This window comes from Pseudomonas sp. GM79, from assembly GCF_000282495.1.
Lineage (GTDB): Bacteria > Pseudomonadota > Gammaproteobacteria > Pseudomonadales > Pseudomonadaceae > Aquipseudomonas.
Genome location: NZ_AKJE01000004.1, coordinates 93,083 through 119,004, shown reverse-complemented (window position 1 = coordinate 119,004; position 25,922 = coordinate 93,083). Strand labels below are relative to the sequence as shown.

Annotated in this window: 21 protein-coding genes; 8 read left to right on the top strand and 13 right to left on the bottom strand. The window is 59.8% G+C overall.

Going from position 1 to position 25,922, the window contains the following annotated elements:
• Window positions 1–73 precede the first annotated feature (73 nt).
• The 6 genes from PMI36_RS27965 to mreB all read right to left on the bottom strand — a co-directional run bounded on the left by PMI36_RS27965 (window position 74) and on the right by mreB (window position 8,955).
• Window positions 74–3,877 (bottom strand): YhdP family protein, encoded by a 3,804-nt coding sequence (locus PMI36_RS27965; RefSeq protein WP_008067331.1) that lies wholly within the window; start codon window positions 3,875–3,877, stop codon window positions 74–76.
• Window positions 3,878–3,952: 75 nt separating this feature from the next.
• The gene (rng, locus tag PMI36_RS27970; RefSeq protein WP_008067330.1) at window positions 3,953–5,410 is read right to left on the bottom strand and encodes a ribonuclease G; all 1,458 of its coding nucleotides are present in this window, start codon (window positions 5,408–5,410) and stop codon (window positions 3,953–3,955) included.
• A gap of 57 nt (window positions 5,411–5,467) precedes the next feature.
• On the bottom strand, window positions 5,468–6,064 hold the full coding sequence (locus PMI36_RS27975; protein WP_008067329.1) for a Maf family protein: 597 nt from the start codon (window positions 6,062–6,064) through the stop codon (window positions 5,468–5,470).
• Between the two features lie 89 nt (window positions 6,065–6,153).
• Window positions 6,154–6,645: a rod shape-determining protein MreD gene (gene mreD / locus PMI36_RS27980; RefSeq protein ID WP_007901481.1), complete on the bottom strand. Its 492-nt coding sequence runs from the start codon at window positions 6,643–6,645 to the stop codon at window positions 6,154–6,156.
• The gene (mreC, locus tag PMI36_RS27985; protein ID WP_081499219.1) at window positions 6,645–7,775 is read right to left on the bottom strand and encodes a rod shape-determining protein MreC; all 1,131 of its coding nucleotides are present in this window, start codon (window positions 7,773–7,775) and stop codon (window positions 6,645–6,647) included. The genes mreD and mreC overlap by 1 nt, the downstream gene beginning before the upstream one ends.
• A 142-nt stretch (window positions 7,776–7,917) precedes the next feature.
• A complete protein-coding gene (gene mreB, locus PMI36_RS27990) occupies window positions 7,918–8,955 on the bottom strand; it encodes a rod shape-determining protein MreB (protein ID WP_002555108.1) in 1,038 nt (345 codons plus the stop codon).
• 210 nt (window positions 8,956–9,165) lie between these two features.
• Between mreB and gatC the strand changes: the two genes are divergently transcribed.
• From gatC to PMI36_RS28020, 6 genes are all read left to right on the top strand, one after another.
• Window positions 9,166–9,453 carry an Asp-tRNA(Asn)/Glu-tRNA(Gln) amidotransferase subunit GatC gene (gene gatC, locus PMI36_RS27995; protein WP_007901429.1) on the top strand — a complete coding sequence of 96 codons (288 nt, stop codon included), beginning with the start codon at window positions 9,166–9,168 and terminating at the stop codon, window positions 9,451–9,453.
• 16 nt (window positions 9,454–9,469) lie between these two features.
• Window positions 9,470–10,921 carry an Asp-tRNA(Asn)/Glu-tRNA(Gln) amidotransferase subunit GatA gene (gene gatA / locus PMI36_RS28000; RefSeq protein ID WP_008067312.1) on the top strand — a complete coding sequence of 484 codons (1,452 nt, stop codon included), beginning with the start codon at window positions 9,470–9,472 and terminating at the stop codon, window positions 10,919–10,921.
• A 10-nt stretch (window positions 10,922–10,931) separates the two neighbouring features.
• On the top strand, window positions 10,932–12,377 hold the full coding sequence (gene gatB, locus PMI36_RS28005) for an Asp-tRNA(Asn)/Glu-tRNA(Gln) amidotransferase subunit GatB (RefSeq protein ID WP_008067310.1): 1,446 nt from the start codon (window positions 10,932–10,934) through the stop codon (window positions 12,375–12,377).
• A 148-nt stretch (window positions 12,378–12,525) separates the two neighbouring features.
• A complete protein-coding gene (locus PMI36_RS28010; protein WP_008067308.1) occupies window positions 12,526–12,900 on the top strand; it encodes a septal ring lytic transglycosylase RlpA family protein in 375 nt (124 codons plus the stop codon).
• Between the two features lie 50 nt (window positions 12,901–12,950).
• Window positions 12,951–14,012 carry a calcium/sodium antiporter gene (locus PMI36_RS28015; protein WP_008067306.1) on the top strand — a complete coding sequence of 354 codons (1,062 nt, stop codon included), beginning with the start codon at window positions 12,951–12,953 and terminating at the stop codon, window positions 14,010–14,012.
• Complete coding sequence (locus PMI36_RS28020; RefSeq protein WP_008067305.1) at window positions 14,009–14,389, top strand: carboxymuconolactone decarboxylase family protein; 381 nt, start codon at window positions 14,009–14,011, stop codon at window positions 14,387–14,389. The genes PMI36_RS28015 and PMI36_RS28020 overlap by 4 nt, the downstream gene beginning before the upstream one ends.
• 154 nt (window positions 14,390–14,543) lie before the next feature.
• On the opposite strand, the gene PMI36_RS28025 is transcribed toward PMI36_RS28020, so the two are convergent.
• From PMI36_RS28025 to kdgD, 5 genes are all read right to left on the bottom strand, one after another.
• The gene (locus PMI36_RS28025; protein ID WP_008067303.1) at window positions 14,544–15,485 is read right to left on the bottom strand and encodes an AEC family transporter; all 942 of its coding nucleotides are present in this window, start codon (window positions 15,483–15,485) and stop codon (window positions 14,544–14,546) included.
• A 186-nt stretch (window positions 15,486–15,671) separates the two neighbouring features.
• On the bottom strand, window positions 15,672–17,225 hold the full coding sequence (gene garD / locus PMI36_RS28030; RefSeq protein WP_008067302.1) for a galactarate dehydratase: 1,554 nt from the start codon (window positions 17,223–17,225) through the stop codon (window positions 15,672–15,674).
• Window positions 17,226–17,236: 11 nt separating this feature from the next.
• The gene (locus tag PMI36_RS28035; RefSeq protein ID WP_008067299.1) at window positions 17,237–18,604 is read right to left on the bottom strand and encodes an MFS transporter; all 1,368 of its coding nucleotides are present in this window, start codon (window positions 18,602–18,604) and stop codon (window positions 17,237–17,239) included.
• Window positions 18,605–18,824: 220 nt separating this feature from the next.
• Entirely contained in the window at window positions 18,825–20,270 is a 1,446-nt protein-coding gene (locus PMI36_RS28040) for an aldehyde dehydrogenase family protein (RefSeq protein WP_008067297.1), read from the bottom strand.
• Between the two features lie 60 nt (window positions 20,271–20,330).
• A complete protein-coding gene (gene kdgD / locus PMI36_RS28045) occupies window positions 20,331–21,242 on the bottom strand; it encodes a 5-dehydro-4-deoxyglucarate dehydratase (RefSeq protein ID WP_008015297.1) in 912 nt (303 codons plus the stop codon).
• 235 nt (window positions 21,243–21,477) lie between these two features.
• Between kdgD and PMI36_RS28050 the strand changes: the two genes are divergently transcribed.
• Both PMI36_RS28050 and PMI36_RS28055 read left to right on the top strand, forming a co-directional pair.
• Window positions 21,478–22,797 carry a hypothetical protein gene (locus tag PMI36_RS28050; RefSeq protein ID WP_008067296.1) on the top strand — a complete coding sequence of 440 codons (1,320 nt, stop codon included), beginning with the start codon at window positions 21,478–21,480 and terminating at the stop codon, window positions 22,795–22,797.
• Between the two features lie 14 nt (window positions 22,798–22,811).
• Window positions 22,812–23,003 carry a hypothetical protein gene (locus PMI36_RS28055; protein ID WP_008067295.1) on the top strand — a complete coding sequence of 64 codons (192 nt, stop codon included), beginning with the start codon at window positions 22,812–22,814 and terminating at the stop codon, window positions 23,001–23,003.
• A gap of 158 nt (window positions 23,004–23,161) precedes the next feature.
• Here the strand turns inward: PMI36_RS28055 and PMI36_RS28060 are convergent, their stop codons facing one another.
• On the bottom strand, window positions 23,162–23,911 hold the full coding sequence (locus PMI36_RS28060) for a FadR/GntR family transcriptional regulator (protein WP_008067294.1): 750 nt from the start codon (window positions 23,909–23,911) through the stop codon (window positions 23,162–23,164).
• Window positions 23,912–24,100: 189 nt separating this feature from the next.
• A complete protein-coding gene (locus PMI36_RS28065) occupies window positions 24,101–25,828 on the bottom strand; it encodes an ABC transporter ATP-binding protein/permease (protein ID WP_008067293.1) in 1,728 nt (575 codons plus the stop codon).
• Window positions 25,829–25,922 lie beyond the last annotated feature (94 nt).

Below are 25,922 nucleotides of genomic sequence, written 5' to 3'. Positions count from 1 at the left end.
CTGCGGCAGCTCCTACAGGGGTAAGCGGCGTCGCATGAAAACATGCTACTCCATAGGCCTGGAGAGTGGCTTTTCAAAAAGGCTTGTCGAAGGTGATTTTCGGATCTTTCCATGGGCCTTTGACGGTGTATTTGACGCTGGCATAGCGCGCCACGCGGTCACCGATCAGCTTGTCGATCAGAAACAGCGCCCCGCCGACGGCCGGTGCACCGACGATCAGCGCGGCAATCGGCAGATTGTTGGTCACCGGTAAAGTCACCAACAACTTGGCATCGATCTGATCACCCACCAGGTCCAGCGTGCCATTGAGCTCCACATTACTCGACGGCCCGGTCAGCAGAATGGGTTCACGGGTCACGTAGACGCCGTTACTGGCAACCAGCAAGCCTTTGACCCGGTCATAGCTCAAGCCTTTGCCGAACAGGTCGGAAAAGTCCAGGCGCAAGCGGCGGCCAATGGAGTTGAAGTTGAGCAGGCCAAATACCCGCAGCGCCTGAGCCCCGCCCTCGACTTCAACAAACTGACCTTTATTCAGTGACGCATCAAGGCTGCCGGAGAAGCGTTTGGTGGCCAGCCACGCGGGTGACCCAGGCCAACGACCATCGACGTCCATGTGAAACTCTTCGCTGGTGACGCTCGGTGCAAAACCCCAGCCCTTGAGCACGTCGGCAAGGTTCTTGCCACTGACTCGGCCCTTGTACCAACTGCTGGAGCTACCCGGCACGCCTTCCCAGCCACCGCTGCCCCGCAAGAGAATGCCCTTGAGGCCCAGATCAAGGGCATTGAAGGCGACGCCCTTGTCGGTCGGCCGAATCTTCAGGTGCCACCCGCCCACCAGATCCGGCCCCTGGAACAGCTGATTAATCGTGACATCCAGCGCCGGGATCTTCGTCGGGTCCACCGTGGCCAGCGGATCCGGCGAATTCTCGTCAGCCAGCGCGGTAGGGTCTCGTGCCGGCAAACGTACGTACTGCAGATTGACCGCAATCGGTGCGGCTTTCGCATCGGGAATTCCCACGCTGCCCTTGGCCTGCTGACTGTCGAGTTGCAAGGCCCACGCGGTCGGTTTACGCGTCAACTGCACCGACGCCTGATCGAGGGTGGTGCCGAAACCAGTGAGTTTTCCAACCTTCAAATCCGCGCCACTGAGCAACTGTTTGGCACTGCCGCCAGGATCCTGGCCAGCGTATTTGGTCACCAGATCCTGCCAAGGGGCGACATCCAGCTCGGACAGCACCCCACGCACGCGCAAGCCTTTGGCGCCGGGCAACACGGCACTGCCGCCACCGAGATACAACTCGCCGCGACCGTCGGTGAAATTGCCGGCCGGTGCCGCAAAGGTGAAACTCGCCAGATCACCATAGGTAGCCCAATAACGCCGCTCCGGTCCCTGCAGGGTCATGCGGAACACGGTATCGCGCCCGACATCGGCCGCCATGCCGAACGGTGCCGGCAAATCCACCGCCGCGCCTTTGAGATTGGAGCTGACCATCAATTGGCTGTCGGCGCCAGCAAGGTTCAGTTGCAGCTGATAAGGGATCGTCCCCGTCACCGGCAATGGCTGAGTGACGTTCAGCCATTCAGTCAGTTTTTTGACCTCGACCTCACTCGTCGCCGCAACCCGGGTGTTGAGCTTGCCCGGGCTGCCTTCAGCGAATATCTGTGCGGTCACCGGCTTGTCGAAGGCCCGCGCCGTGATCTTTTGCCCGCTCAGCCCCTTGGAGCTGTCGAAACGAAAATCACCCTTGAGGTGCGTCAGTTCCAGGGTGGGCTCACTGAGCTTCAAACGGGCCTTGGCGGTTTTGAAGTCGACGAGGATTTTCGGCTGCTCGCCTTTGACCAGCGGGATATCGAGTTTGAGCTTGCCTTGCAGATCGCCCTCGCCTTCCCAGCCAGCGAACGTGTCGGCGGTGCCGATTGGCGCTTCTTGCAGAATCTTCAGGCCATCGCCCAACCCGCCAGCGAACGCGCCATCGAGGAACAGATGAGTGCTCTGCCCGGCAGGCACACGAGGAATATTGACGTAGACGTCGCGGACCTGAGTATCGAGCAATTGGCCCTCGCTCGCGAGGATCCGCACGCCGCTGTCTTCGATGAACACATCGCCGCTGACCTTGCTGACATGCGGCCAGCCCGGCTGAAACGCCAGCTCGGCATCGTGGACCTTGAAAAACAGGCTGATGCTGCGAGCCGTTTCGGCGGCGCCGTGGTTCAGTGAACCCTGGTACTGGAAGAAGCCTTCATCCACCGCGCCTTTGAGAATCGCGGTGCGCAGCCATTCGTCCAGCCCCGGGCTGAGAACCGTCGGCAGGTACTTGGCGGTGTAGCGACCGTCGCCGTCGACCAGGCCGACCCGCAGGTCCATGTAGTCTTCCCGGGCGTGATCGAAATGCAGGCGTATCAGGAAATCGCCGGCAATCTTGCCCTCCTCGCCCAGCACCTTCAGGTACGGTGCGATCAGGGTGAAAGCTTCTTTGTCGAGTTTCCAGGTCAACCGGGCGTTGGCCTGAATGTATTGCCATGGCTTGGCGAAAATCGGGTCCAGATGCAGGGAGAAATCCTTGCTGTCCATGCGCAGTTCGCCCTGCCCGAGGTCGCCGCTGATGCTGCCACTGACATTTCGCACCGCTGGTGCACCGCGATAAGCGTCGAAGCCGACTTTTTCCAGGTTGGCGGCAAAACTGAATTTAGTGTCATCGGTAGCGGCTGGGCGAAAGTCAATCAGCACATTGCGCAAGACTCCGGTGACCTTGAGCCGCTCGACCGCCGTGGCGACCCCTTCGGGCAGCGGACCCAGGGCGTTCAGCAGCGGAGTGAGCGGTGTGAGATCCAGACGGTCGGCTTGCAGATGCAAGAGCTCTGGCGCCTTGTCTGTCGCTGCCGTTTGTTGAAATTGCAGTTTCGATTCCCAGCGGCTGTCACCCAGGCTCATGGCCAGGGAATCCAGGGTCACCAGAACGCCTGTGGAACTGCGCTGGAAATACCCGTTCAGCGCCAGGTTGTTGATCTGGATCGGCTTGCGCTCGGCATAGGCACCCTTGAGTTGTGGCGCGTTCAAACGAATTGCGGCGCGTTGCAGGGTGCCTTTGCTCCAGTTCACCCAGAGCTCACCACCGGCCTTGATCTCGGAGAAATTCCATTGTTGGGTCAGGCGCTCGGGCAACCATTTCGACCAATCGCTTTGCGGCAGGCTCAGGTAAGCGTCCGCTTCACCGTCCTTCCATTGGGCTGCGCGCAAATGGGTGCGCAGGCTCATCGCAACTGGCTGCCCGTCGGGCAGGGTCAAACGGGCATCGAGCCGCTGGCGCGATGGACCGGTTTTCAGATTCAGGCCGACGTAGGTCAGGGTCAGCGGTGACTCCCCCAACGGCTGCAAGGTGATCTGGCTGTCGAGTACCGACAGCTGCTGGACACTCTGCATGCGATTGAGCAGTTGCTCCGGGTTCAGCGGCTGGTCCTGCTGCACCGGCAAACCTTCCAGCGCCCAATGACCGTCCTCACCTTCCTTGAGGCTGATCTTCAGGCCGTTAAGTTCCAGGTGTGCAATGCGCACTTCGCGCGCCAGCAGGCTGGCCCAGAGATCCGGCACCGCGCGCACCTGATCCAGGCGCAAGGCATTGGAACCCTCACCGACCATCACATCATGGGCCAGCAGAACCGGGGCGAAACCGCTCCAGTTGCCTTCCAGCTTGCCGATCTGCAGGGGCATGCCCAAGGCATCGCTGGCTTTGTCTTCGATGTCGGCACGGTACTCGGCCACCAGCGGCGTCAGCTCTCGGCCAAGGCTGACGAACAGCGCCATCAGCACCAAAACCAACGCACACAGGCCCAGACCCCAGCGGGTCAGTGCGGCCAAAATGCGTGTCAGACGGTCCATGTCAGTTGGCTCCCGTGGCAAAAATACTGCAAAAAGCTGAGGCCAGCCGTTCTAGTGAAGGTGAAACACAACGATTCAGAGCAACACCACGTCGTATTGTTCCTGGGAGTACATGGTTTCCACCTGGAACCGAATGGTGCGCCCGATAAAGCCTTCGAGCTCGGCGACATTGCCCGACTCTTCGTCGAGCAAACGGTCGACCACTTTCTGATTCGCCAGCACCCTATAGCCTTCGGCCTGATAGGCCCTGGCCTCGCGCAGGATTTCGCGGAAGATCTCGTAGCACACGGTTTCCGGCGTCTTGAGTTTGCCGCGCCCCTGGCAACTGCTGCACGGTTCGCACAGCACTTGCTCGAGACTTTCGCGGGTGCGCTTGCGGGTCATTTGCACCAGGCCCAACTCGGTGATGCCAATGATGTTGGTCTTGGCGTGATCGCGTTCCAGTTGCTTCTCGAGGGTTCGCAACACCTGACGCTGATGTTCTTCATCTTCCATGTCGATGAAGTCGATGATGATAATCCCGCCCAGATTACGCAGGCGCAGCTGACGGGCAATGGCGGTGGCGGCTTCGAGGTTGGTCTTGAAGATGGTTTCTTCGAGGTTGCGATGACCGACAAAGGCCCCGGTATTGACGTCGATGGTGCTCATGGCTTCCGCCGGATCGACCACCAGATAGCCGCCGGACTTGAGCGGTACCTTGCGCTCCAGGGCTTTCTGGATTTCGTCTTCGACACCGTACAGGTCGAAGATCGGCCGTTCGCCAGGGTAATGCTCCAGACGGTCGGCAATCTCCGGCATCAATTCGGCGACGAATTGCGTGGTTTTCTGGAAGGTTTCCCGGGAATCGATGCGGATCTTCTCGATCTTCGGGCTCACCAGGTCACGCAAGGTGCGTAGCGCAAGGCCGAGGTCTTCATAAATCACACTCGGCGCGCTGATGGTCTTGATCTGTTCGTTGATCTGGTCCCAGAGCCTGCGCAGATAGCGGATATCCATGAGGATTTCATCGGCCCCGGCCCCTTCGGCAGCAGTACGCAAAATGAAACCACCGGCCTCCTTGATGCCTTCTTTGGCCACGCAGTCGGTGACCACCTGCTTGAGGCGTTCGCGCTCGGCTTCGTCCTCGATCTTCAGGGAAATGCCGACGTGGGCGGTGCGAGGCATGTACACCAGATAGCGCGACGGAATCGACAGTTGCGTGGTCAGGCGTGCGCCTTTGGAGCCGATCGGGTCCTTGGTGACTTGCACCACCAGGCTTTGACCTTCATGAACCAGCGCACTGATGCTTTCGACCGTCGGGCCTTCGCGAAGAGAAATCTCCGAGGCATGAATGAACGCGGCGCGGTCCAGACCGATATCGACGAAGGCGGCCTGCATGCCTGGCAATACCCGCACGACTTTGCCTTTATAGATGTTGCCGACGATCCCGCGCTTTTGCGTGCGCTCGACATGGACCTCTTGCAGGACACCGTTTTCGACCACCGCCACGCGCGATTCCATCGGCGTGATGTTGATCAGGATCTCTTCACTCATGGCAGGGTCTCGTTCAGGCATGTTCACGATAATGGCCGCATCTTGTCAGTACGACGCTCAACGCGCGTTAAAGGTTTGCCAACAGGGTATGCCGAAATGGCCGAGTAGCTCGCAGGTTTCGCACAGGGGCAATCCGACCACCGCCGAGTAACTGCCGTTGAGACCGGCGACGAACACCGCGCCCAGTCCTTGAATCCCGTAACCGCCAGCCTTGTCCCGGGGTTCGCCGCTGGCCCAATAGGCCGCTGCTTCGTCGCGGTCGATGTTGCGAAAACGCACCAGGCTGCGCACCACCAAAGACTCGCAACGCTCGCCATTGCGCACCGCAATCGCGGTCAGCACTTCATGTTCGCGCCCAGACAACAGCATAAGCATGGCGCATGCGTCGGCTTCGTCCACCGGCTTGCCGAGAATTTTCCCGTCCAGCACCACGGCGGTGTCGGCACCCAGCACGCAGAAATCGGCGTCGGACACGACCGTGCCATGCCCGGCCTCGGCCTTGCCGCGCGCCAGACGCTCGACATAGGCCAATGGGCATTCTTCAGGTAAGGGGGTTTCATCGATGTCCGCGCTGATGACGGAGAACGACACGCCGATTTGCGTGAGCAGTTCACGCCGACGCGGCGAGCCTGAGGCGAGGTACAGCTGTTTCATCAAGACATCTCCCTGCTAGCGCCCTGTCTCACAAATACTGTTCCTTTTTGTCGAGACAGGGCACCGGTGCGAGCACATGCCTGACCGAATTAATTGATTTTGTAGCGTCGACGCAAACCGCGCAAACCGTAGCTGATCCAGGGCCAGAGCAACGCACTGACCAGTGCCGGCAACACCAGTGCCAGGGTCGGCTGACGATTGCCGGTCAGGGCGCTCAGCCACAACTGAACCAGTTGAGCGAGGCCGAAGATCACCAGGATCACCAGGCTCTGTTGCCACATCGGGAACATGCGCAGGCGCTGTTGCAGCGATAGCACCAGGAAGGTAATGAGTGTGAGGATCAACGCGTTCTGGCCCAGCAACGTGCCATACAGCACATCTTCGGCCAGTCCCAGGCACCAGGCGGTCACCATGCCGACTTTCTGCGGCAGGGCCAGCGCCCAAAAGGCCAATAGCAAGGCCAGCCATAGAGGGCGCAGGATTTCCATGAATTGCGGCAACGGCGAAACGCTGAGCAGCATGCCAATGGCAAAGGTCAACCAGACCATCCAGCCGTTTCGGGAGGAAGTGGTACCGCCCATTATTCTCTTCCCCCAGTGGTAGCCGGCGCAGAAACAGGCGGTTTGGCAGCTGGCTTCACGGCAGCGGGTTGGGCCGCCGATGGTTTGACGGCGGCCGGTGCCGACGCGGGTGGCTTGCTGGCAGCATGAGCAGCGGTTGCCGGGGTTGCGGCAGCAGGTGCAGCCGCCGGAACAGCCGGAGCAGCAACGGCAGCCGGTATCACCGACACGGCAGGTTTGGGCACGGTTGCGGGAATGATCGGCCCACCGCCATGCTGGTCCAGCGCTTCCTGAGCCTGGGCGGCGTCGTTGGCGCGTTCCTCAGGCGTGCGTCCGTCACTGAATACCAACAACAGATAACGGCTGCGGTTCAATGCAGCGGTCGGCACCGCACGGACGATGGCGAACGGTTGACCGGAATCGTGAATCACTTCCTTGACCGTCGCCACCGGGTAACCCGCCGGGAAACGCTGACCGAGGCCGGAGCTGACCAGCAAATCGCCTTCTTTGATGTCGGCGGTATCGGCCACATGACGCAGCTCAAGGCGCTCCGGGTTACCGGTGCCGCTGGCAATCGCCCGCAGACCGTTACGGTTCACCTGCACCGGAATGCTGTGAGTGGTGTCAGTCAGCAACAGTACGCGGGAGGTATACGGCATCAACTCGACCACCTGCCCCATCAGGCCGCGGGCATCGAGCACCGGCTGACCGAGGATCACACCGTCGCGCTCACCTTTATTGATGATGATGCGATGGGTAAAGGGGTTGGGGTCCATGCCGATCAGCTCGGCCACTTCGACCTTTTCGTTGACCAGCGCGGAAGAGTTGAGCAACTCGCGCAGCCGAACGTTCTGCTCGGTAAGGGCTGCCAGCTTTTGCATGCGCCCCTGCAACAGCAGGTTTTCGGTTTTGAGTTTTTCGTTTTCGGCGACCAGTTCGGTCCGGCTGCCAAATTGGCTGGCCACACCTTGCCATAGCCGCTGCGGCAGGTCGGTGATCCAGTAAGACTGCATCAGCACCAGCGACATTTGGCTACGCACTGGCTTGAGCAGTGTGAAGCGGGCATCGACCACCATCAGCGCGACCGATAGCACGGCCAGCACCAACAAGCGCACGCCCAGTGAGGGGCCTTTGGTGAAAAGCGGTTTAATAAGCCGCTCCTCCCAGGCAAATGTTCTCTTTATTCATACGGCATCAAACCGGCCTGGATGCAGACTGACAGAAGATAAACGCAACAGGCAGCACTGCAAAGTGCTGCCTGCGCGCTCAACAGCATAGAGGCGATCCGGCGACTTATTCGCTGGAAAGCAGATCCATGGTGTGTTTATCCATCATTTCCAATGCACGACCACCGCCGCGTGCAACGCAGGTCAACGGGTCTTCGGCGACGATCACCGGCAGACCGGTTTCCTGGGCCAGCAACTTGTCGAGGTCGCGCAGCAAGGCGCCACCACCGGTCAGTACCAGACCACGTTCGGCGATATCCGATGCCAGCTCCGGAGGCGATTGCTCCAGTGCACTTTTCACGGCCTGAACGATGGTGGCCAGGGACTCTTGCAGAGCTTCCAGCACTTCATTGGAGTTCAGGGTGAATGCGCGTGGAACGCCTTCGGCCAGGTTGCGGCCACGAACGTCGACTTCGCGAACTTCGCCGCCCGGGTAAGCCGTACCGATTTCCTGTTTGATGCGCTCGGCGGTGGATTCGCCGATCAGGCTGCCGTAATTGCGACGCACGTAGGTGATGATCGCTTCGTCGAAGCGGTCGCCGCCAACCCGTACGGATTCGGCATAGACCACACCGTTGAGGGAGATCAGCGCGATTTCAGTGGTACCGCCACCGATATCGACAACCATCGAACCGCGAGCTTCTTCCACCGGCAGACCGGCACCGATTGCAGCAGCCATCGGCTCTTCGATCAGGAACACTTCGCGGGCACCGGCACCAAGGGCCGATTCACGGATGGCACGTCGCTCAACCTGGGTGGATTTGCATGGAACGCAGATCAGCACACGAGGGCTAGGCTGCAGAAAGCTGTTTTCGTGAACCTTGTTGATAAAGTACTGCAGCATTTTTTCGCAGACGCTGAAGTCGGCGATCACACCGTCCTTCATCGGACGAATGGCAGCAATGTTGCCCGGCGTACGGCCGAGCATACGCTTGGCCTCGGTGCCGACAGCAACGACACTTTTCTGGTTACCGTGTGTCCGAATAGCCACAACCGATGGCTCATTCAGGACGATACCGCGCTCGCGCACGTAAATAAGGGTGTTGGCAGTGCCCAGGTCAATGGAAAGATCGCTGGAAAACATGCCACGCAGTTTCTTGAACATGGGAAAGGGACCCTAGGCAACGCGTGGGTAAAAAAGTGCGGCAAACTCTAACAACGACAGGGATTTTGGGCAAGGCGCCAATATGTTAAATTGGCCGCTTTTCTGTGCACCAAGCCCCACAATCGCGGCCTTGAGACCGTAGAAATGCGGTAGTGTTCCGACAATCTAACACACGGACGCCGTCCGTTCTGTTTTCCACTGGAGAATCCCATGGCGCTTGAACGCTCCGACGTGGAAAAAATCGCTCATTTGGCCTGCCTTGGCCTCAATGATGCCGATCTTCCACACATCACTTCGGCCCTGAACAGCATTCTCGGGCTGGTCGACGAAATGCAAGCGGTCAATACCGACGGTATCGAGCCGCTGGCCCACCCATTGGAAGCGAGCCAGCGCCTGCGTGCAGACGTCGTGACCGAAACCAATCATCGCGAGGCCTATCAGTCCATCGCACCAGCGGTCGAAAACGGCCTGTATCTGGTTCCGAAAGTCATCGACTAAAGGGAAAGAGCCTGCAATGCATCAATTGACTCTGGCCGAGATCGCCCGCGGACTCGCCGACAAAAAGTTTTCTTCCGAAGAGCTGACCAAAGTCCTGCTGGCGCGTATCGCCCAGCTTGACCCGCAGCTCAACAGTTTCATCAGCCTCACCGAAGACCTGGCGCTGCAGCAGGCGAAAGCCGCTGACGCTCGTCGGGCCAACGGTGAGAGCGGCGCCCTGCTCGGCGCGCCGATCGCGCACAAAGACCTGTTCTGCACCCAGGGCATCCGCACCAGCTGCGGCTCGAAGATGCTCGACAACTTTAAAGCACCGTACGACGCCACCGTGGTCGCCAAACTGGCTGCTGCCGGGGCCGTGACCCTGGGCAAGACCAACATGGACGAATTCGCCATGGGGTCGGCCAACGAGTCGAGTTACTACGGCGCAGTGAAAAACCCGTGGAACCTGGAACACGTTCCGGGCGGTTCGTCTGGCGGTTCGGCTGCTGCAGTTGCCGCGCGCCTGTTGCCGGCAGCCACTGGCACCGACACCGGCGGTTCGATTCGTCAGCCCGCCGCGCTGACCAACCTCACCGGCCTGAAACCGACGTACGGTCGTGTTTCGCGCTGGGGCATGATTGCCTACGCGTCCAGCCTCGATCAGGGCGGCCCATTGGCCCGCACCGCCGAAGACTGCGCGATCCTGCTGCAAGGCATGGCCGGTTTCGACCCGCAGGATTCCACCAGCATCGACGAGCCCGTGCCTGATTACAGCGCCGGCCTCAACGGTTCGCTGCAAGGCCTGCGCATCGGCGTGCCGAAAGAGTACTTCAGCGCAGGTCTGGACTCGCGCATCGCGGACCTGGTCATGGCCAGCGTTGAAGAGCTGAAAAAACTCGGCGCCGTGGTCAAGGAAATCAGCCTGCCGAACATGCAGCACGCAATCCCTGCGTACTACGTGATCGCCCCGGCGGAAGCCTCTTCCAACCTGTCGCGTTTCGACGGCGTGCGATTCGGCTATCGCTGCGAAGACCCGAAAAACCTGGAAGACCTGTACAAGCGTTCCCGTGGCGAAGGTTTCGGCCCGGAAGTGCAGCGCCGGATCATGGTCGGTGCCTACGCGCTGTCGGCCGGTTACTACGACGCCTACTACCTGAAAGCGCAGAAAATCCGTCGCCTGATCAAGAACGACTTCATGGCTGCCTTTAATGAGGTCGACATCATCCTCGGCCCAACCACGCCGAACCCGGCCTGGAAGCTCGGCGCCAAGAACAGCGACCCGGTCGCTGCGTACCTGGAAGACGTCTACACCATCACCGCCAACCTCGCCGGCTTGCCGGGCTTGTCCATGCCTGCAGGTTTTGTCGATGGCCTGCCGGTCGGCGTGCAGTTGCTCGCCCCGTATTTCCAGGAAGGCCGCTTGCTCAACGTTGCGCACCAGTATCAGTTGAACACTGACTGGCACACCCGCACCCCAACCGGCTTCTGAGGAGAAACACATGCAATGGGAAGTCGTGATCGGGCTGGAGATTCACACCCAGCTCACCACCCGGTCGAAAATCTTTTCCGGTAGTTCCACCACCTTCGGTTCCGAGCCGAACACCCAGGCCAGCCTGGTTGACCTGGGCATGCCCGGCGTATTGCCGGTGCTGAACCAGGAAGCGGTGCGCATGGCAGTGATGTTCGGTCTGGCCATCGATGCCGAGATCGGCCAGCACAACGTGTTCGCCCGCAAAAACTATTTCTACCCGGACCTGCCCAAGGGCTACCAGATCAGCCAGATGGAATTGCCGATCGTCGGCAAGGGCCACCTGGACATCGCGCTGGAAGACGGCACGGTCAAACGCGTCGGCATTACCCGCGCGCACCTGGAAGAAGACGCCGGTAAAAGCCTGCACGAAGAGTTCAACGGTGCCACCGGCATCGACCTGAACCGCGCCGGCACGCCGTTGCTGGAGATCGTTTCCGAGCCGGACATGCGCAGCGCCAAGGAAGCCGTGGCTTACGTCAAGGCAATCCATGCACTGGTGCGTTACCTGGGAATCTGCGACGGCAACATGGCCGAAGGTTCGCTGCGTTGCGACTGCAACGTGTCGATCCGTCCGAAGGGCCAGGTTGAATTCGGCACGCGCTGCGAGATCAAGAACGTCAACTCTTTCCGCTTCATCGAGAAGGCGATCAACACCGAAGTGCAGCGTCAGATCGAGCTGATCGAAGACGGCGGCAAAGTGATCCAGCAGACCCGTCTGTACGATCCGAACAAGGACGAAACCCGTCCGATGCGCAGCAAAGAGGAAGCCAACGACTACCGTTACTTCCCCGATCCGGACCTGCTGCCGGTGGTCATCGAAGACTCGTTCCTCGACGACGTGCGCGCCACCCTGCCGGAACTGCCACCGCGGAAGCGCGAGCGTTTCCAGGAACAGTTCGGTCTGTCGGTCTACGACGCCAGCGTCCTGGCCACCAGCCGCGAGCAAGCCGATTACTTCGAGAAAGTCGCGAGCATCGGCGGCGACGCCAAACTGGCGGCTAACTGGGTGATGGTTGAACTGGGCAGCCTGTTGAACAAGCAAGGCCTGGACATCGACCAGTCGCCGGTTTCAGCCGAGCAACTGGGGGGCATGCTGCTGCGCATCAAGGACAACACCATCTCCGGCAAAATCGCCAAGGTGGTGTTTGAAGCCATGGCCAACGGCGAAGGCAGCGCAGACGAGATCATCGACAAGCGCGGCCTCAAGCAAGTGACCGACACTGGCGCGATCTCGGCGGTGCTGGACGAAATGCTCGCGGCCAACGCCGAGCAGGTCGAACAATACCGCGCGGCAGACGAAGCCAAACGCGGCAAGATGTTCGGCTTCTTCGTCGGCCAGGCCATGAAAGCCTCCAAAGGCAAGGCCAACCCGCAACAGGTCAACGAACTGCTGAAAAGCAAGCTCGAAGGCTGATGAGAATGGAGCCAGCATTCAAACCTGGCTCCATTCCCTGTGGGAGCGGGCTTGCTCGCGAACGCGGTCCGGCACTCAACACAAGGTTGACTGTCAGAATGCATTCGCGAGCAAGCCCGCTCCCACATTTGTTTCCGGGATACCTTTTATGAAGCGTCTGCTCAGTGCCTGCGCCCTGCTCTCTCTACTGGCCGGTTGCGCCAGCACGGATGTTGTTGATCCACACGGCTACGACAAGACCGGCGTAGCTTCGTATTACGGCGCCAAACATCATGGCAAACGCACCGCCAGCGGCGAGCGTTTCAACCAGCACGGCCTGACCGCCGCCCATCGCCAGTTGCCATTCGGCACCCGGGTGAAGATTACCAACCTGAATAACGACAGGTCCTGCGTGGTGCGCATCAACGACCGCGGGCCATACTCACGTGGGCGCCTGATCGACGTGTCACGTGAAGCGGCCGAGCAGTTGGGCATGCTGCGCAGTGGCACCGCGAAAGTTCGCGTGCAAGCCCTCGACGACTGATAGACGGAGCGCTGACTATTTTCGGACTGGCCGATTTACCCCTGATCAGCGTGATTGAATTGTTCAGCGGTCTGTTTTTACTGATCGCCGGTGCCGAACTGATGGTGCGCGCCGCCGTGCGCCTGGCCGCGCGACTGCATGTGCGGCCGCTGATCATCGGCCTGACCATCGTGGCCCTCGGCAGCAGCGCACCGCAGATGGCGGTCAGCCTGCAAGCCACCCTGGCGCAAAACGCCGACATCGCCGTTGGCAGCGTGATCGGCAGCAGCATCTTCAACATCCTCGTCACCCTCGGGCTCTCGGCGCTGATTATTCCACTGCGGGTGTCGCGGCAATTGGTGCGCCTGGATATTCCGCTGATGATTGGCGCCAGCCTGCTGGTGTTCGTACTGGCGTGGAATGAAGAACTGAACCGCACAGACGGCATTATTCTGCTGGGCGCGCTGGTGCTGTACCTGGGCTTGCTACTGCGCCAGTCGCGGCACTCGGCCCGTCCGCCATCGAGCGCGCATGAAGCGCCACAGGCGCCGTGGTTCAGCAGCTTGCTGATGATTGTCGCCGGACTGGCGATGCTGGTGTTCGCCGGGCACTTGCTGCTCGGCGCCGCGGTGGCGGTTGCGACTGACCTGGGGTTGTCGGAGCGGATCATCGGCCTGACCATCGTCGCCGTCAGCACGTCCCTGCCGGAACTGGCCACTTCGTTGATTGCCGCGTTGCGCGGTCAGCGGGACATCGCGGTGGGCAACGTGATCGGCAGCAACCTGTTCAACCTCTTGGGCGTGCTCGGGCTTACCGCATTGATCGCGCCGTCGCCGCTGTCGGTCTCGCCCAATGCCCTGGATTTCGACCTGCCGGTGATGCTCGGTGTCGCGGTGCTGTGCCTGCCGGTGTTCTATTCCGGCTATCGGGTGACGCGCGCCGAAGGCCTGCTGTTTTTGGGTTTGTACCTGGCCTATGGGCTGCACGTGGTGTCGTTCACCACGGGAATGCCGCTGGCCGGAAAGCTTGAACACCTGATGCTGTTTTTCGTCCTGCCGGCGCTGGGGGCGTTTTTGCTGTTCTCGTCGCTACGCGCCTGGCGTCGCCAACACCACAAGAGGGTATTGCCATGAGCACTGATAAAAAGCCTGGGGTTGAAGTCCGCCGCCAAGTGATGGGCGACGCTTTCGTCGACCGCGCCTTGGGCAACGCCACCGAGTTCACTCAGCCGCTGCAGGACTTCGTCAACGAACACGCCTGGGGCGGTGTGTGGAATCGCGAAGGTCTGCCGCTGAAAACCCGCAGCCTGATCACCCTCGCCGCGCTGACCGCGTTGAAGTGCCCGCAAGAATTGAAAGGCCACGTGCGCGGTGCGCTGAACAACGGCTGCACCGTGGAAGAGATTCGCGAGGCACTGCTGCATTGCGCGGTGTATGCCGGCGTGCCGGCGGCGATCGATGCCTTTCGGGCGGCGCAGGAAGTGATTGATAGCTACCAGAAGCCGGAGTAATCGTCGGAATTTGTGTTGATTGTTCTGCCGTCTTCGCGAGCAAGCCCGCTCCCACACTTGATCGGTGTGAAACCAGATTTTGTGTACACCAAAAATCCACTGTGGGAGCGGGCTTGCTCGCGAACGGATCTGAAAAACACCACAAATCCCAAGGCTAGATCCACCCACCCCACTGCAACAAAAAGATCCCGATGTTGGTGGTGACCGCCGCCATCAGCGTAGTAATCACGATGATCGCTGCCGCCAGTTCATGATTGCCATTGGCCTGCCGAGCCATGACGAAACTGGCCGCGGCGGTCGGGCTGCCGAAGTACAGAAACAGAATCCCCAATTCCGCCCCGCGAAAACCCCAGAGCCAGGCACCAAGCGTCGCCAACACCGGCAGGCCGATCATCTTCACCAGACTTGAACTCAGCGCCATCGTGCCGCTTTTGCGCATCGCCGCCAGTGACAACGTGCCCCCGATGCAGATCAGCGCCAACGGCAAGGTGGTTTGCGCCAGGTACTGGCCGGACGTTTCCAGCCACCCCGGCAAACCGATCTTGAAATACGCAAACGGCGCCGCCGCAAACACGCTGATGATCAGCGGGTTGACCATCACGCTCTTGCAGATGCTCCACGGGTCAGACTTGATCACCGGGCTATAGACCGCCAGCACGATGGTCGAAAGTGTGTTGTAAAACAGGATCACCAACGCCGCGAGAATGGCCCCGAGGGAAATCCCGTAGTCGCCGTACATGCTCGCCGCCAGTGCCAGACCGATAACGCCGTTGTTACCGCGAAACGCCCCTTGGGTGTAGATCCCCCGGTCTTCCCTCGGGCATTTCCAGATCGCCCAGCCCCAGGCAATCGCAAAACACATCAGCGTGGCAATCGAGAAGTAGATCAGCAGCGCCGGTTGCAGCGCGGCATGCAGGTCGGCATGCAAGATGCCCAGAAACAGCAACGCCGGCATGGTGACGTTGAACACCAGGGCCGACGCGGTATGAATGAAGTTGTCGTTGATCCAGTCGATGCGCTTGAGCAGCGCCCCCAGAAACAGCATGGCAAACACCGGCGCGGTGATGTTCAGGGTTTCGAGGAAAATAGCCAGCATACCGGAAGAACCTTGGGTGGGCGTCGTTAGGGGGCTAATGATAAGCCACTGGAGACGTTGGCGTCTGGTAGAACGCCTTCGCGAGCAAGCCCGCTCCCACATTTGATCAGCGTCGAACACGAAATTTTGTGCACGGCGAAAATCCAATGTGGGAGCGGGCTTGCTCGCGAAGCAGGCAACTCGGTCTCAGGTGATCGGCGCAGGATTGAACAAGGTAATGTCGTTATGCAGCTTGTGCTTCTCAGCCCACGTTTGCTTCTTGCCGCTGGCCACATCCAGGTAGTAATGGAACAACTCCCAGCCAAGCTCTTCAATCGATGCCCGCCCGGTAGCAATTCGCCCGGCATCGATATCGATCAAATCCGGCCAGCGTTGCGCCAGTTCTGTTCGGGTCGACACCTTTACCACCGGCGCCATCGCCAACCCATAAGGCGTACCCCGCCCGGTGGTGAACACATGCAGGTTCATCCCCGCCGCCAACTGCAACGTCCCGCAGACAAAATCACTGGCCGGGGTCGCGCAGAAAATCAGCCCTTTGCGCTTGAATCGCTCGCCAGGGCCGAGCACCCCGTTGATCGCGCTGCTGCCGGACTTGACGATCGAGCCCAGCGACTTCTCGACAATGTTCGACAACCCGCCCTTCTTGTTCCCCGGCGTGGTGTTGGCACTGCGATCCGCTTCGCCCTTGGCCAGGTAACGGTCGTACCAGTCCATTTCCCGCACCAGTTCCTGAGCCACTTCCTCGGTTTCGGCGCGGGACGTCAGCAGGTAAATCGCGTCGCGCACCTCGGTGACTTCGGAAAACATCACCGTCGCACCGGCCCGCAGCAACAGGTCTGAGGCATAACCCAGCGCCGGGTTGGCAGTGATGCCAGAGAACGCATCGCTGCCGCCGCACTGCATGCCGAGGATCAACTCGGAGGCCGGCACGGTTTCCCGACGACGCAGATCGAGCTTCTTCAAACGAGTCTCGGCCAGCGCCATGATCTGCTCGATCATCTCGGTGAAACCGTGGCTGGAGTCCTGCAAGCGGTACAGCCACGGCTCGCTCAAATCCACCGAGCTATCGTTCTCGTGCATCACCTGCCCGGCTTGCAATTTCTCGCAGCCCAGGCTGATCACCAGCGCTTCGCCACCCAGGTTCGGGTTGCGCGCCAGATTGCGCACGGTGCGGATCGGGATGTACGCGTCGGTGGCGGTGATCGCCACGCCGCAGCCGTAACTGTGGGTCAGCGCCACCACGTCGTCGACATTCGGATACTTGGGCAGCAGTTCGTCCTTGATGCGTTTTACCGCGTGATCCAGCACGCCGGTAACGCACTGCACGGTGGTGGTGATGCCCAGAATGTTGCGCGTGCCGACGGTGCCGTCGGCGTTGCGATAACCCTCGAAGGTGAAGCCTTCCAGCGGTGCCTGCGCGGCCGGCACTTCGGTGGACAGCGGCAAGCTGTCCAGCGGCGGCGCGGTCGGCATGCGCAGTTGATCTTCCTTGACCCAGCTGCCGCGAGGAATCGGCTGCAACGCGTAGCCAATGGTCTGGCCGTAACGAATCACCTGGCCACCCTCGGGAATGTCCTCGAGAGTGACCTTGTGGCTCTGCGGCACGAAATCCACGGTGACCAAACCATCGGGGAATTCGGTGCCGGCCGGCACGCCCTGATCATTGACCACGATCACCACATTGTCCCGCTCGTGCAGGCGGATGTAGCGCGGCGAGTCGGAATGTTCAATCAACTGCATGACGCCGCTCCTCAGGAATGCGCTTCGGACAATTTACTGTTGGTTTCAGGACCGCTGACAGGCGGCTCTTTGAGTACCACACGCTTGATCGGGCCAACGATCACCAGATAGCTGAAGACGGCTACCAGCGCGTTGCAACCGACGAACACCAGCGCCCATTTGAACGAACCGGTGGAGCTGATGATGTAGCCGATAACGATCGGCGTGGTGATCGACGCAATGTTGCCGAAGGTGTTGAACAGGCCACCGCTGAGACCGGCGATCTGTTTCGGCGAGGTGTCGGACACCACCGCCCAGCCCAACGCGCCCACGCCTTTGCCGAAGAATGCCAGGGCCATGAAGCCGACGACCATCCATTCCACGTCTACATAGTTGCAGGCCACGATGCTACTGGAAACCAGCAGGCCGGCGATGATCGGCGCCTTGCGGGCGAAGGTCAGCGAGTGACCTTTGCGCAGCAGGTAATCGGAAATCACCCCGCCGAGCACACCACCGATAAACCCGCAGATCGCCGGCAGCGAGGCAATAAAACCGGCCTTGAGGATGGTCATACCGCGCTCCTGCACCAGGTACACCGGGAACCAGGTCAGGAAGAAGTAGGTGATACCGTTAATGCAGTACTGGCCCAGATACACGCCGAGCATCATGCGGTTGGTGAGCAGCTGGCGGATGTAGTCCCACTTTGGACCGTCGCCCTTTTTGCCTTTGCCTTTGTCCTGGTCCATGTCGACCATGCCGCCGTTGTCGGCGATGTGCTTGAACTCGGCGTCGTTGATCATCGGGTGCTGGCGCGGGCTGTAGATCACCTTCAGCCAGATCCCCGAGAAGATGATGCCGATCACCCCCATGACGATGAACACGTGCTGCCAGCCGAAGCTGTAAACGATCCAACCCATCAGCGGTGCGAACAACACGGTGGCGAAGTATTGCGCCGAGTTGAAGATCGCAGACGCTGTGCCGCGCTCAGCGGTCGGGAACCAGGCCGCCACGATGCGTGCGTTGCCGGGGAAGGATGGCGCTTCGGCCAGGCCCACCAAAAAGCGCAGCATGAACAGCGCAACCACCGCCGTGGACATGCCGAACTCACCGACATAGCCCTGCAGCACGGTGAACAGCGACCAGGTGAAGATGCTCAGCGCGTAGATTTTTTTCGAACCGAAACGGTCCAGCAGCCAGCCACCGGGAATTTGCCCGGCCACGTAGGCCCAACCGAATGCGGAGAAGATATAACCGAGGGTGACCGCGTCGATGCCGAGGTCTTTTTGCAGGCTGGAGCCGGCGATTGCGATGGTGGCCCGGTCGGCGTAGTTGATCGTGGTCACCAGAAACAGCATGAGCAGGATCAAATAGCGGACGTGAGTCGGCTTGGTCGATTGCATGTAGATGTACTCCCACTGATTATTTTTATGCGCGGGTGAAACGGGTGTGTTCCCTGTAGGGCCGTAGGGCTGTAGGGCTGTAGGAGCTGTCGAGTGAAACGAGGCTGCGATCTTTGTTTTTAAGATCAAAAGATCGCAGCCTCGTTTCACTCGACAGCTCCTACAGTCCCACAATCCCGCGAGGGTTGCGGTATCGATGCCGATACCGCGGTGTTTCCTGTCAGGAGCCGATGTAGCTGGTCTTCACGACCGTGTAGAACTCTTGTGCATAGCGACCTTGCTCACGTGAGCCATAGGATGAACCTTTACGCCCACCAAACGGAACGTGGTAATCCACGCCGGCGGTCGGCAGGTTGACCATCACCATCCCGGCCTGGGAGTGGCGCTTGAAGTGGTTGGCGTACTTCAGCGACGTGGTGGCGATACCCGCTGACAGGCCGAACTCGGTGTCGTTGGCCATGGCCAGCGCTGCCTCGTAATCGGCGACGCGAACGATATTGGCCACCGGGCCGAAGATCTCTTCGCGGCTGATGCGCATCGCCGCTGTGCTGTCGGCAAACAGCGTCGGCGCGAGGAAGTAGCCTTCGGTGTCGCACGTCACCAGACCACCGCCACTGACCAGGCGTGCACCTTCGGACTGGCCGATGTCGATGTACTTCATGTCCTGTTCAAGCTGAGCCTGCGAGACGACCGGACCGATATCAGTGCCGGTTTTCAGCGCGTGACCGACCTTGATCGACTTCATGCGCTCGGCCATGGCTTCGACGAATTTGTCGTGAATCCCGGCGGTGACGATGAAGCGGCTCGACGCGGTGCAACGCTGCCCGGTGGAGTAGAACGCGCTCTGTACCGACAGCTCGACCGCTTGCTTGAGGTCGGCGTCATCGAGAATGATCTGCGGGTTCTTGCCGCCCATTTCCAGCTGCACTTTCGCTTGGCGCGACACGCAGCTGACGGCGATCTGCCGACCGACACCGACGGAGCCGGTGAAGCTGATGCCGTCGACTTTCGGGCTCTGCACCAGCGCATCGCCAACCACTCGACCGCTGCCCATCACCAGGTTGAACACGCCGGCGGGGAAGCCTGCGCGGGAGATGATTTCCGCTAGGGCCCAGGCGCAGCCCGGCACCAGATCCGCTGGTTTCAGGACAACGCAGTTGCCGTAGGCCAGGGCCGGAGCGATTTTCCACGCTGGGATCGCAATCGGGAAGTTCCACGGGGTGATCAGGCCGACCACACCCAACGCTTCGCGGGTCACCTCGACGTTGACGCCCGGACGCACCGACGGCAAATAGTCGCCGGACAGGCGCAGGCATTCACCAGCGAAGAACTTGAAGATGTTACCGGCGCGGGTCACTTCGCCGATGGCTTCGGGCAGGGTCTTGCCCTCTTCCCGGGCCAGCAACGTGCCGAGTTCTTCGCGGCGGGCGAGGATCTCAGTGCCGACTTTATCCAGTGAATCGTGGCGAGCCTGGATGCCGGAAGTGGACCAGGCCGGGAACGCGGCGCGAGCGGCGTCGATGGCGGCGTGGACCTGAGCCAGATCAGCCTTGGCGTATTCGCCGATGGTATCGGTCAGCTCGGACGGGTTGATGTTGGCGCAGTAATCACTGCCCGCCACCCATTCGCCGTTGATGTAGTTATCGAAACGCTTTGCATCTGCCACTTGAAGATCTCCTCACGCAAGAAGCCGCTGATTGCTCAGCGGCCTTGGTTTTATCGAGTGTTATTGCGCACCTTGCTTGTCGATCAGCGCGGCGAGCATTTCGTACTCTTCGCCCGTCAGATCGGTCAGCGGCGCACGCACAGGACCTGCGTCATAGCCTGCAATTTTTGCCCCGGCCTTGACGATGCTCACCGCGTAGCCAGCTTTGCGGTTACGGATGTCCAGGTACGGCAGGAAGAAGTCGTCGATGATCTTGCCGACGGTGGCGTGATCTTCGCGAGCGATCGCATGGTAGAAATCCATCGCGGTTTTCGGGATGAAGTTGAACACCGCCGAGGAGTAAACCGGCACGCCCAGCGCCTTGTAGGCCGCGGCGTAGACTTCGGCGGTCGGCAAACCGCCCAGGTAGCTGAAGCGATCGCCGAGGCGGCGACGGATCGACACCATCAACTCGATATCGCCCAGACCATCCTTGTAACCGATCAGGTTCGGGCAGCGTTCGGCCAGGCGCTCCAGCAGTGGCGCGGTCAGGCGGCAGACGTTGCGGTTGTAAACCACCACGCCGATTTTTACCGATTTGCACACCGCTTCAACGTGGGCGGCAACGCCGTCCTGGCTGGCTTCGGTCAGGTAGTGCGGCAGCAGCAACAAGCCTTTGGCGCCCAGACGCTCGGCTTCCTGTGCGTATTCGATGGCCTGGCGGGTGGCGCCGCCTACGCCGGCAAGGATCGGCACGCTGGTAGCGCAAGTGTCGACGGCAGTCTTGATGATTTCCGAATATTCGCTGGCCGCCAGAGAGAAGAACTCACCGGTGCCGCCCGCGGCGAACAATGCCGAGGCGCCGTATGGGGCCAGCCATTCGAGACGCTTGATGTAGCCCGCGCGATGGAAATCGCCCTGAGCATTGAAGTCGGTGACCGGGAACGACAGCAGGCCGGAAGAGAGGATGGACTTCAGTTCTTGTGGATTCATTATTCGAACACCCTGGGTAGCAACGTTGTGTGAGAAAACCGTTCAGCCTTCGCCGAAGTTGTAGGTCATCGTACAACTTAAAATACAACCGTCAACTGCATTTCATCGCGAGCCGCAAAATTGGCGTAGGAAAAAGTAATTCCTTGACGTAGGAAATTTCTAATCTATGATCCAAATAACTGTATATACATACAGTTAAATTTGAATCTACCTACGACATATCAAGGAGCTAGAAATGTCAGGTCTACACGCACAACCGAAGGAAAACACCCGACAGATCATCGCCGATCTGGATGATCTTTTTACCGAGCACGGCATCGCCATTTCTGGCGATGGCGAAACTTTGAAGCTGCTCGCGGGCAGCACTCACACTCACAAAAACCAGCAACCCACCTCACCGAAAAAAACGCTGAAAGGTGCGCCGCAACTGAGGTTCGAGGGGGCTGAACACACCGCTATTGGCGACAGCACCTTGTTGCGCTTCATCAAGGACGCCCCCGCTATTCCAGCCTCACAGGTAGAGCTGCATTTACCCAACGGGCTGGCGCTGACCTATGGCCAGGTCATCGCGCTGGGAGGGGATTTCTATGGAATTCCCGATCAACCGATCAACGAAGGCGCGACACCCGCCGAACGAATCCAGCGCTTTACCAACGCCTTCAACTCCCTGGCGGTACTGCCGGCCTCAAACGCCGAGGCGAAGTTGATCCTCGGTGTCATGCAGAAAGAAATCGCCGCCATCAATCAAGCGATCAGGGACGGAAAACAGCCTCATGAGGCTTATGACGCCCTAGGTGATACGTTGTCGGAAGAGTGGAACAAGATCACCGGTGGCGGCAGTTTCGTTTCGGCGCTATTCCCTTTGGGGCGTTATCTGAAACTGGCCGCCAACAATGCTGACCACTTTGGCGAATGGGCGTTGCTGGCGTATATCGCCGGGCACACAGCAGCCCTGCAACAAGCAGTCGCGGCCCATAACAGCGGCGATGAGAAGCAGCTGGAGCTGGCCTATGCGATGAACGCTTTTGCCGATCACTCTCTGACCGACCTGTTTTCCGCCGGTCACCTGCGAGTACCGCGCAAACAGTTGGCGGCAGTGGTCACGCCCAGTGATCTCGGCTCGTTGATTACCCGCTTCATGCACGATGAAGACAGCAAGTTCGGCCTCAACGTGAGCAATGGCAACGGCGATCGCTGGCACGCCTACGGCGACAAGCGCTACTTCGACGCAATCGACAGCGCCAATCGCGCCCAGGTGAATCAAGCGGTTCAGGTGTCTGCGGATGAAGTGTTTGCGGCGTACCTCAGTGGCACTGCTCCATCGGCCGGCAGCTTTGCTGCGTTGAAAAGGCTGCCCGACCTGCAAGCGGTTCTGAACCCGGCCGGCAATTTCTCGCCACTGTTCAAGGTCGAGGGCAACAAGGTATTGCGGCGCAAGGACGTCAACAACTTGAACGACACCGCCACCGTGGACGACTGGTGGGGCTGGAGCACGTATCTGCTGCTCAAGGACTACCAACCAACTGGCGTGCTGAATTCAGCAGCCAATGCCTGATAAGGAGATCACTGATGACTATCAAATTGAAACTGGAACTGGCTTCTGGCCAGTCGCTGAAAGGTGCGCCGTTGGAGTTGTTGTCGAAGGGCGTGCCGGTTGCCCGGGCGGTTGTGGATGAACGCGGGCATGCGGTTTTCGATGCCAAACCTGGGGCTGCCGGGTTGGCAGTGAGGGTGGATCGTTCGATTTTGAGGACTGGCTGAAGCTACTGCGAGATGGCCGCCGGCTCTTTCGCGAGCAAGCCCGCTCCCACATTGGATCTTCGGTGAACGCATTTCTTGTGAACAACCGGGATCAAGTGTGGGAGCGGGCTTGCTCGCGAAAGCGATCTATCAGGCAGCAAATCACTTAACCTGCAAACCTATCCCCGTTGCGCCTGCGCCTCTTCATGCGCCTGGCGCAACCGCTCGCGGCTATTCGTCAGGTGCAAACGCATCGCCGCGCGTGCCGCATCGGAATCCTGGCGGGCAATTGCGTCATAAATCTCTTCGTGCTCACGACTCAGACGACTCATGTAGTGCTGTTGGTCGTCATGGGCCAGGCGCGCGGAGTTCAGGCGCGTGCGTGGAATGATGCTGGTGCCCAGGTGGGTCATGATGTCGGTGAAGTAGCGGTTGCCGGTGGCCAGGGCAATTTGCAGATGGAACTGGAAGTCCGAAGCCACCGCATCGCTGGCGTGGGAGACGCTCTCATTCAGCGCATCCAGCGCCGCTCGCATCAACGCCAACTGCTCAGGAGTGCGACGTTGCGCGGCAAGGCCGGCGGATTCCACTTCCAGGCTGATGCGCAACTCCAGAATCGCCAACACATCGCGCAAGGTCACCACAGTGGCCGGATCAATACGGAAACCGCTCGGGCTCGGGGTATCGAGTACGAAGGTGCCGATGCCGTGACGGGTTTCCACTTGCCCCGCCGCCTGCAAACGGGAAATCGCTTCGCGCACCACGGTGCGACTGACGCCATGGGCATCCATGATCGCCGACTCGGTGGGCAACTTGTCGCCACGCTTGAGGTGACCGTCGCGGATCTGCTCGGACAGCACCGTCACCAGTTCCTGAGCGAGGCTGCGGCGCTTGCGAGGGAGGCGAGGTGCGTCGATCGGGTTTTCCATGGTGAACGTCTTTCTCGAAAAAGCGGCTGAATCCGCATCATAGCTCAACGCGGTTGTACGATCACCGTCGGCATCCACTATCCCCTGTGGGAGCGGGCTTGCTCGCGAAGGCGGTGTGTCAGACACCTCAATGTTGGATGTCAGACCGCTTTCGCGAGCAAGCCCGCTCCCACAAGGGGATTGCGGTGTTCAGGCGGTCACGGCCTGATCCACCAAATGGCCACTCTCGATACGCACATGCCGTGGATGGAAACGCTTCAGGCTGCTGCGATGGCCAACGCTGACGATGCTCAGTCCAGGCAACTCATCAATCAATGCCTGATACAGCGACGCTTCATCCTCTTCGTCCATCGCCGAAGTGGCTTCGTCCATGTACAGCCATTGCGGCGCATACAGCAGCGCACGGGCGAAGGCCAACCGTTGCTGTTCGCCTGGCGAGAGCATGCGCTGCCAGTGATTGGCTTCATCCAGACGCGTAATCAGGTGTGGCAAGCGGCAGGTTTCCAGAACGTGGACGTAACGCTCATGCGGGTAGGTGTCGCCCGGCTGTGGATAACTCAGCACCTCGCGCAGGGTGCCAATCGGCAGATAGGGTTTTTGCGGCAGGAACAGATACCGCCCCGTGGGCAGACGGATGCTGCCGTGGCCAGCCGGCCAAAGATGCCCCATCGCCCGCAGCAACGTTGATTTGCCGCTGCCGGAACGACCGCTGAGCATGACGCGCTCACCCTCCTCCACCGTCATGTCGGCGTTGGTCAGCAGGTGACGACCGTCAGCGAGGTCAAGGCCAAGGTTTTGCACCTTCAACGTTGTGCCCTGATTCTGCACATCGATGGCCGGCGCACGCTGCTCGTTATCGGTCATGGCTTGATGGAAACTCAATAGACGATCGCAAGTGGCACGCCACTCGGCAAGGCCCTGGTATGCACTGATGAACCAGCTGAAGTTTTCCTGAACGTTGCCGAACGCCGAGTTGATTTGCATCAGCTCACCCAGCTCGATCTTGCCGGCAAAGTAACGAGGTGCAGCGACCATGAACGGGAAGATGATTGCGATCTGGCCATAACCGGAAGTGAAAAAGGTCAGGCGCTTGGACACTTTCATGATGTCCCAGAAGTTGTGCCAGACCATGCTGAAGCGGCTGCTCAGACGGCGGTTCTCATTGGGTTCTCCGTTGTACAACGCAATGCTTTCGGCATTCTCGCGGACTCGTACCATGGAGAAACGCAAATCGGCTTCGAAACGTTGCTGGTTGTTGTTGAGGCCGATCAGGCGACGTCCGATCAAATGCGTGAGCCAGCTGCCGACGATGGCGTAAACCAGTGCACACCAGAACATGTAGCCGGGAATCGTATAGCCAAACACTTCGATGCTGCCTGAGACGCCCCACAGAATAATCGAGAACGACACCAGGCTGACGACGGTGCGGATCAAACCAAGGCCCAGGAGCAAGGTGTTGGTGGTGAATTTATTGAGGTCTTCGGAAATGCGCTGGTCCGGGTTATCGGTGTAACCGCCCTGCTCCAGCTGATAGTAGTTCTTGTTGCTCAACCAACGGGTGAAGTGTTTCTCGGTGAGCCAGGCCCGCCAACGAATGGTCAGCATCTGGGTCAGGTAGAGCTGATACACCGCAGCGAGAATTGCCACGGCCGCGATGCCGCAGAAATACAGGATCAAATGCCAGAAGGCCGCTTCGTCCTTCTTTTGCAGGGCGTTATAGAAATCCTTGTACCAACTGTTGAGCCACACTGAAATCGCCACGCTGAACAATGACAGCGCGATCACCGCGATCAACAACGTCCAGGCCTTGCCCTTCTCTTCACTGCGCCAGTAAGGCGTGGTCATCGCCCAGACTTTGCGAAAAAACTGCCCGCGCACAGCATCATTGACCGCGCAATATTCAGCGTTCTGATTCATGGATAAGGCTCGATAAAGAAAAGAACACACACGAGCCGATCATAAATGATCGGCCCGGCTTGTAACGAGGTGTGACAACAATTGTTCAGCGCCG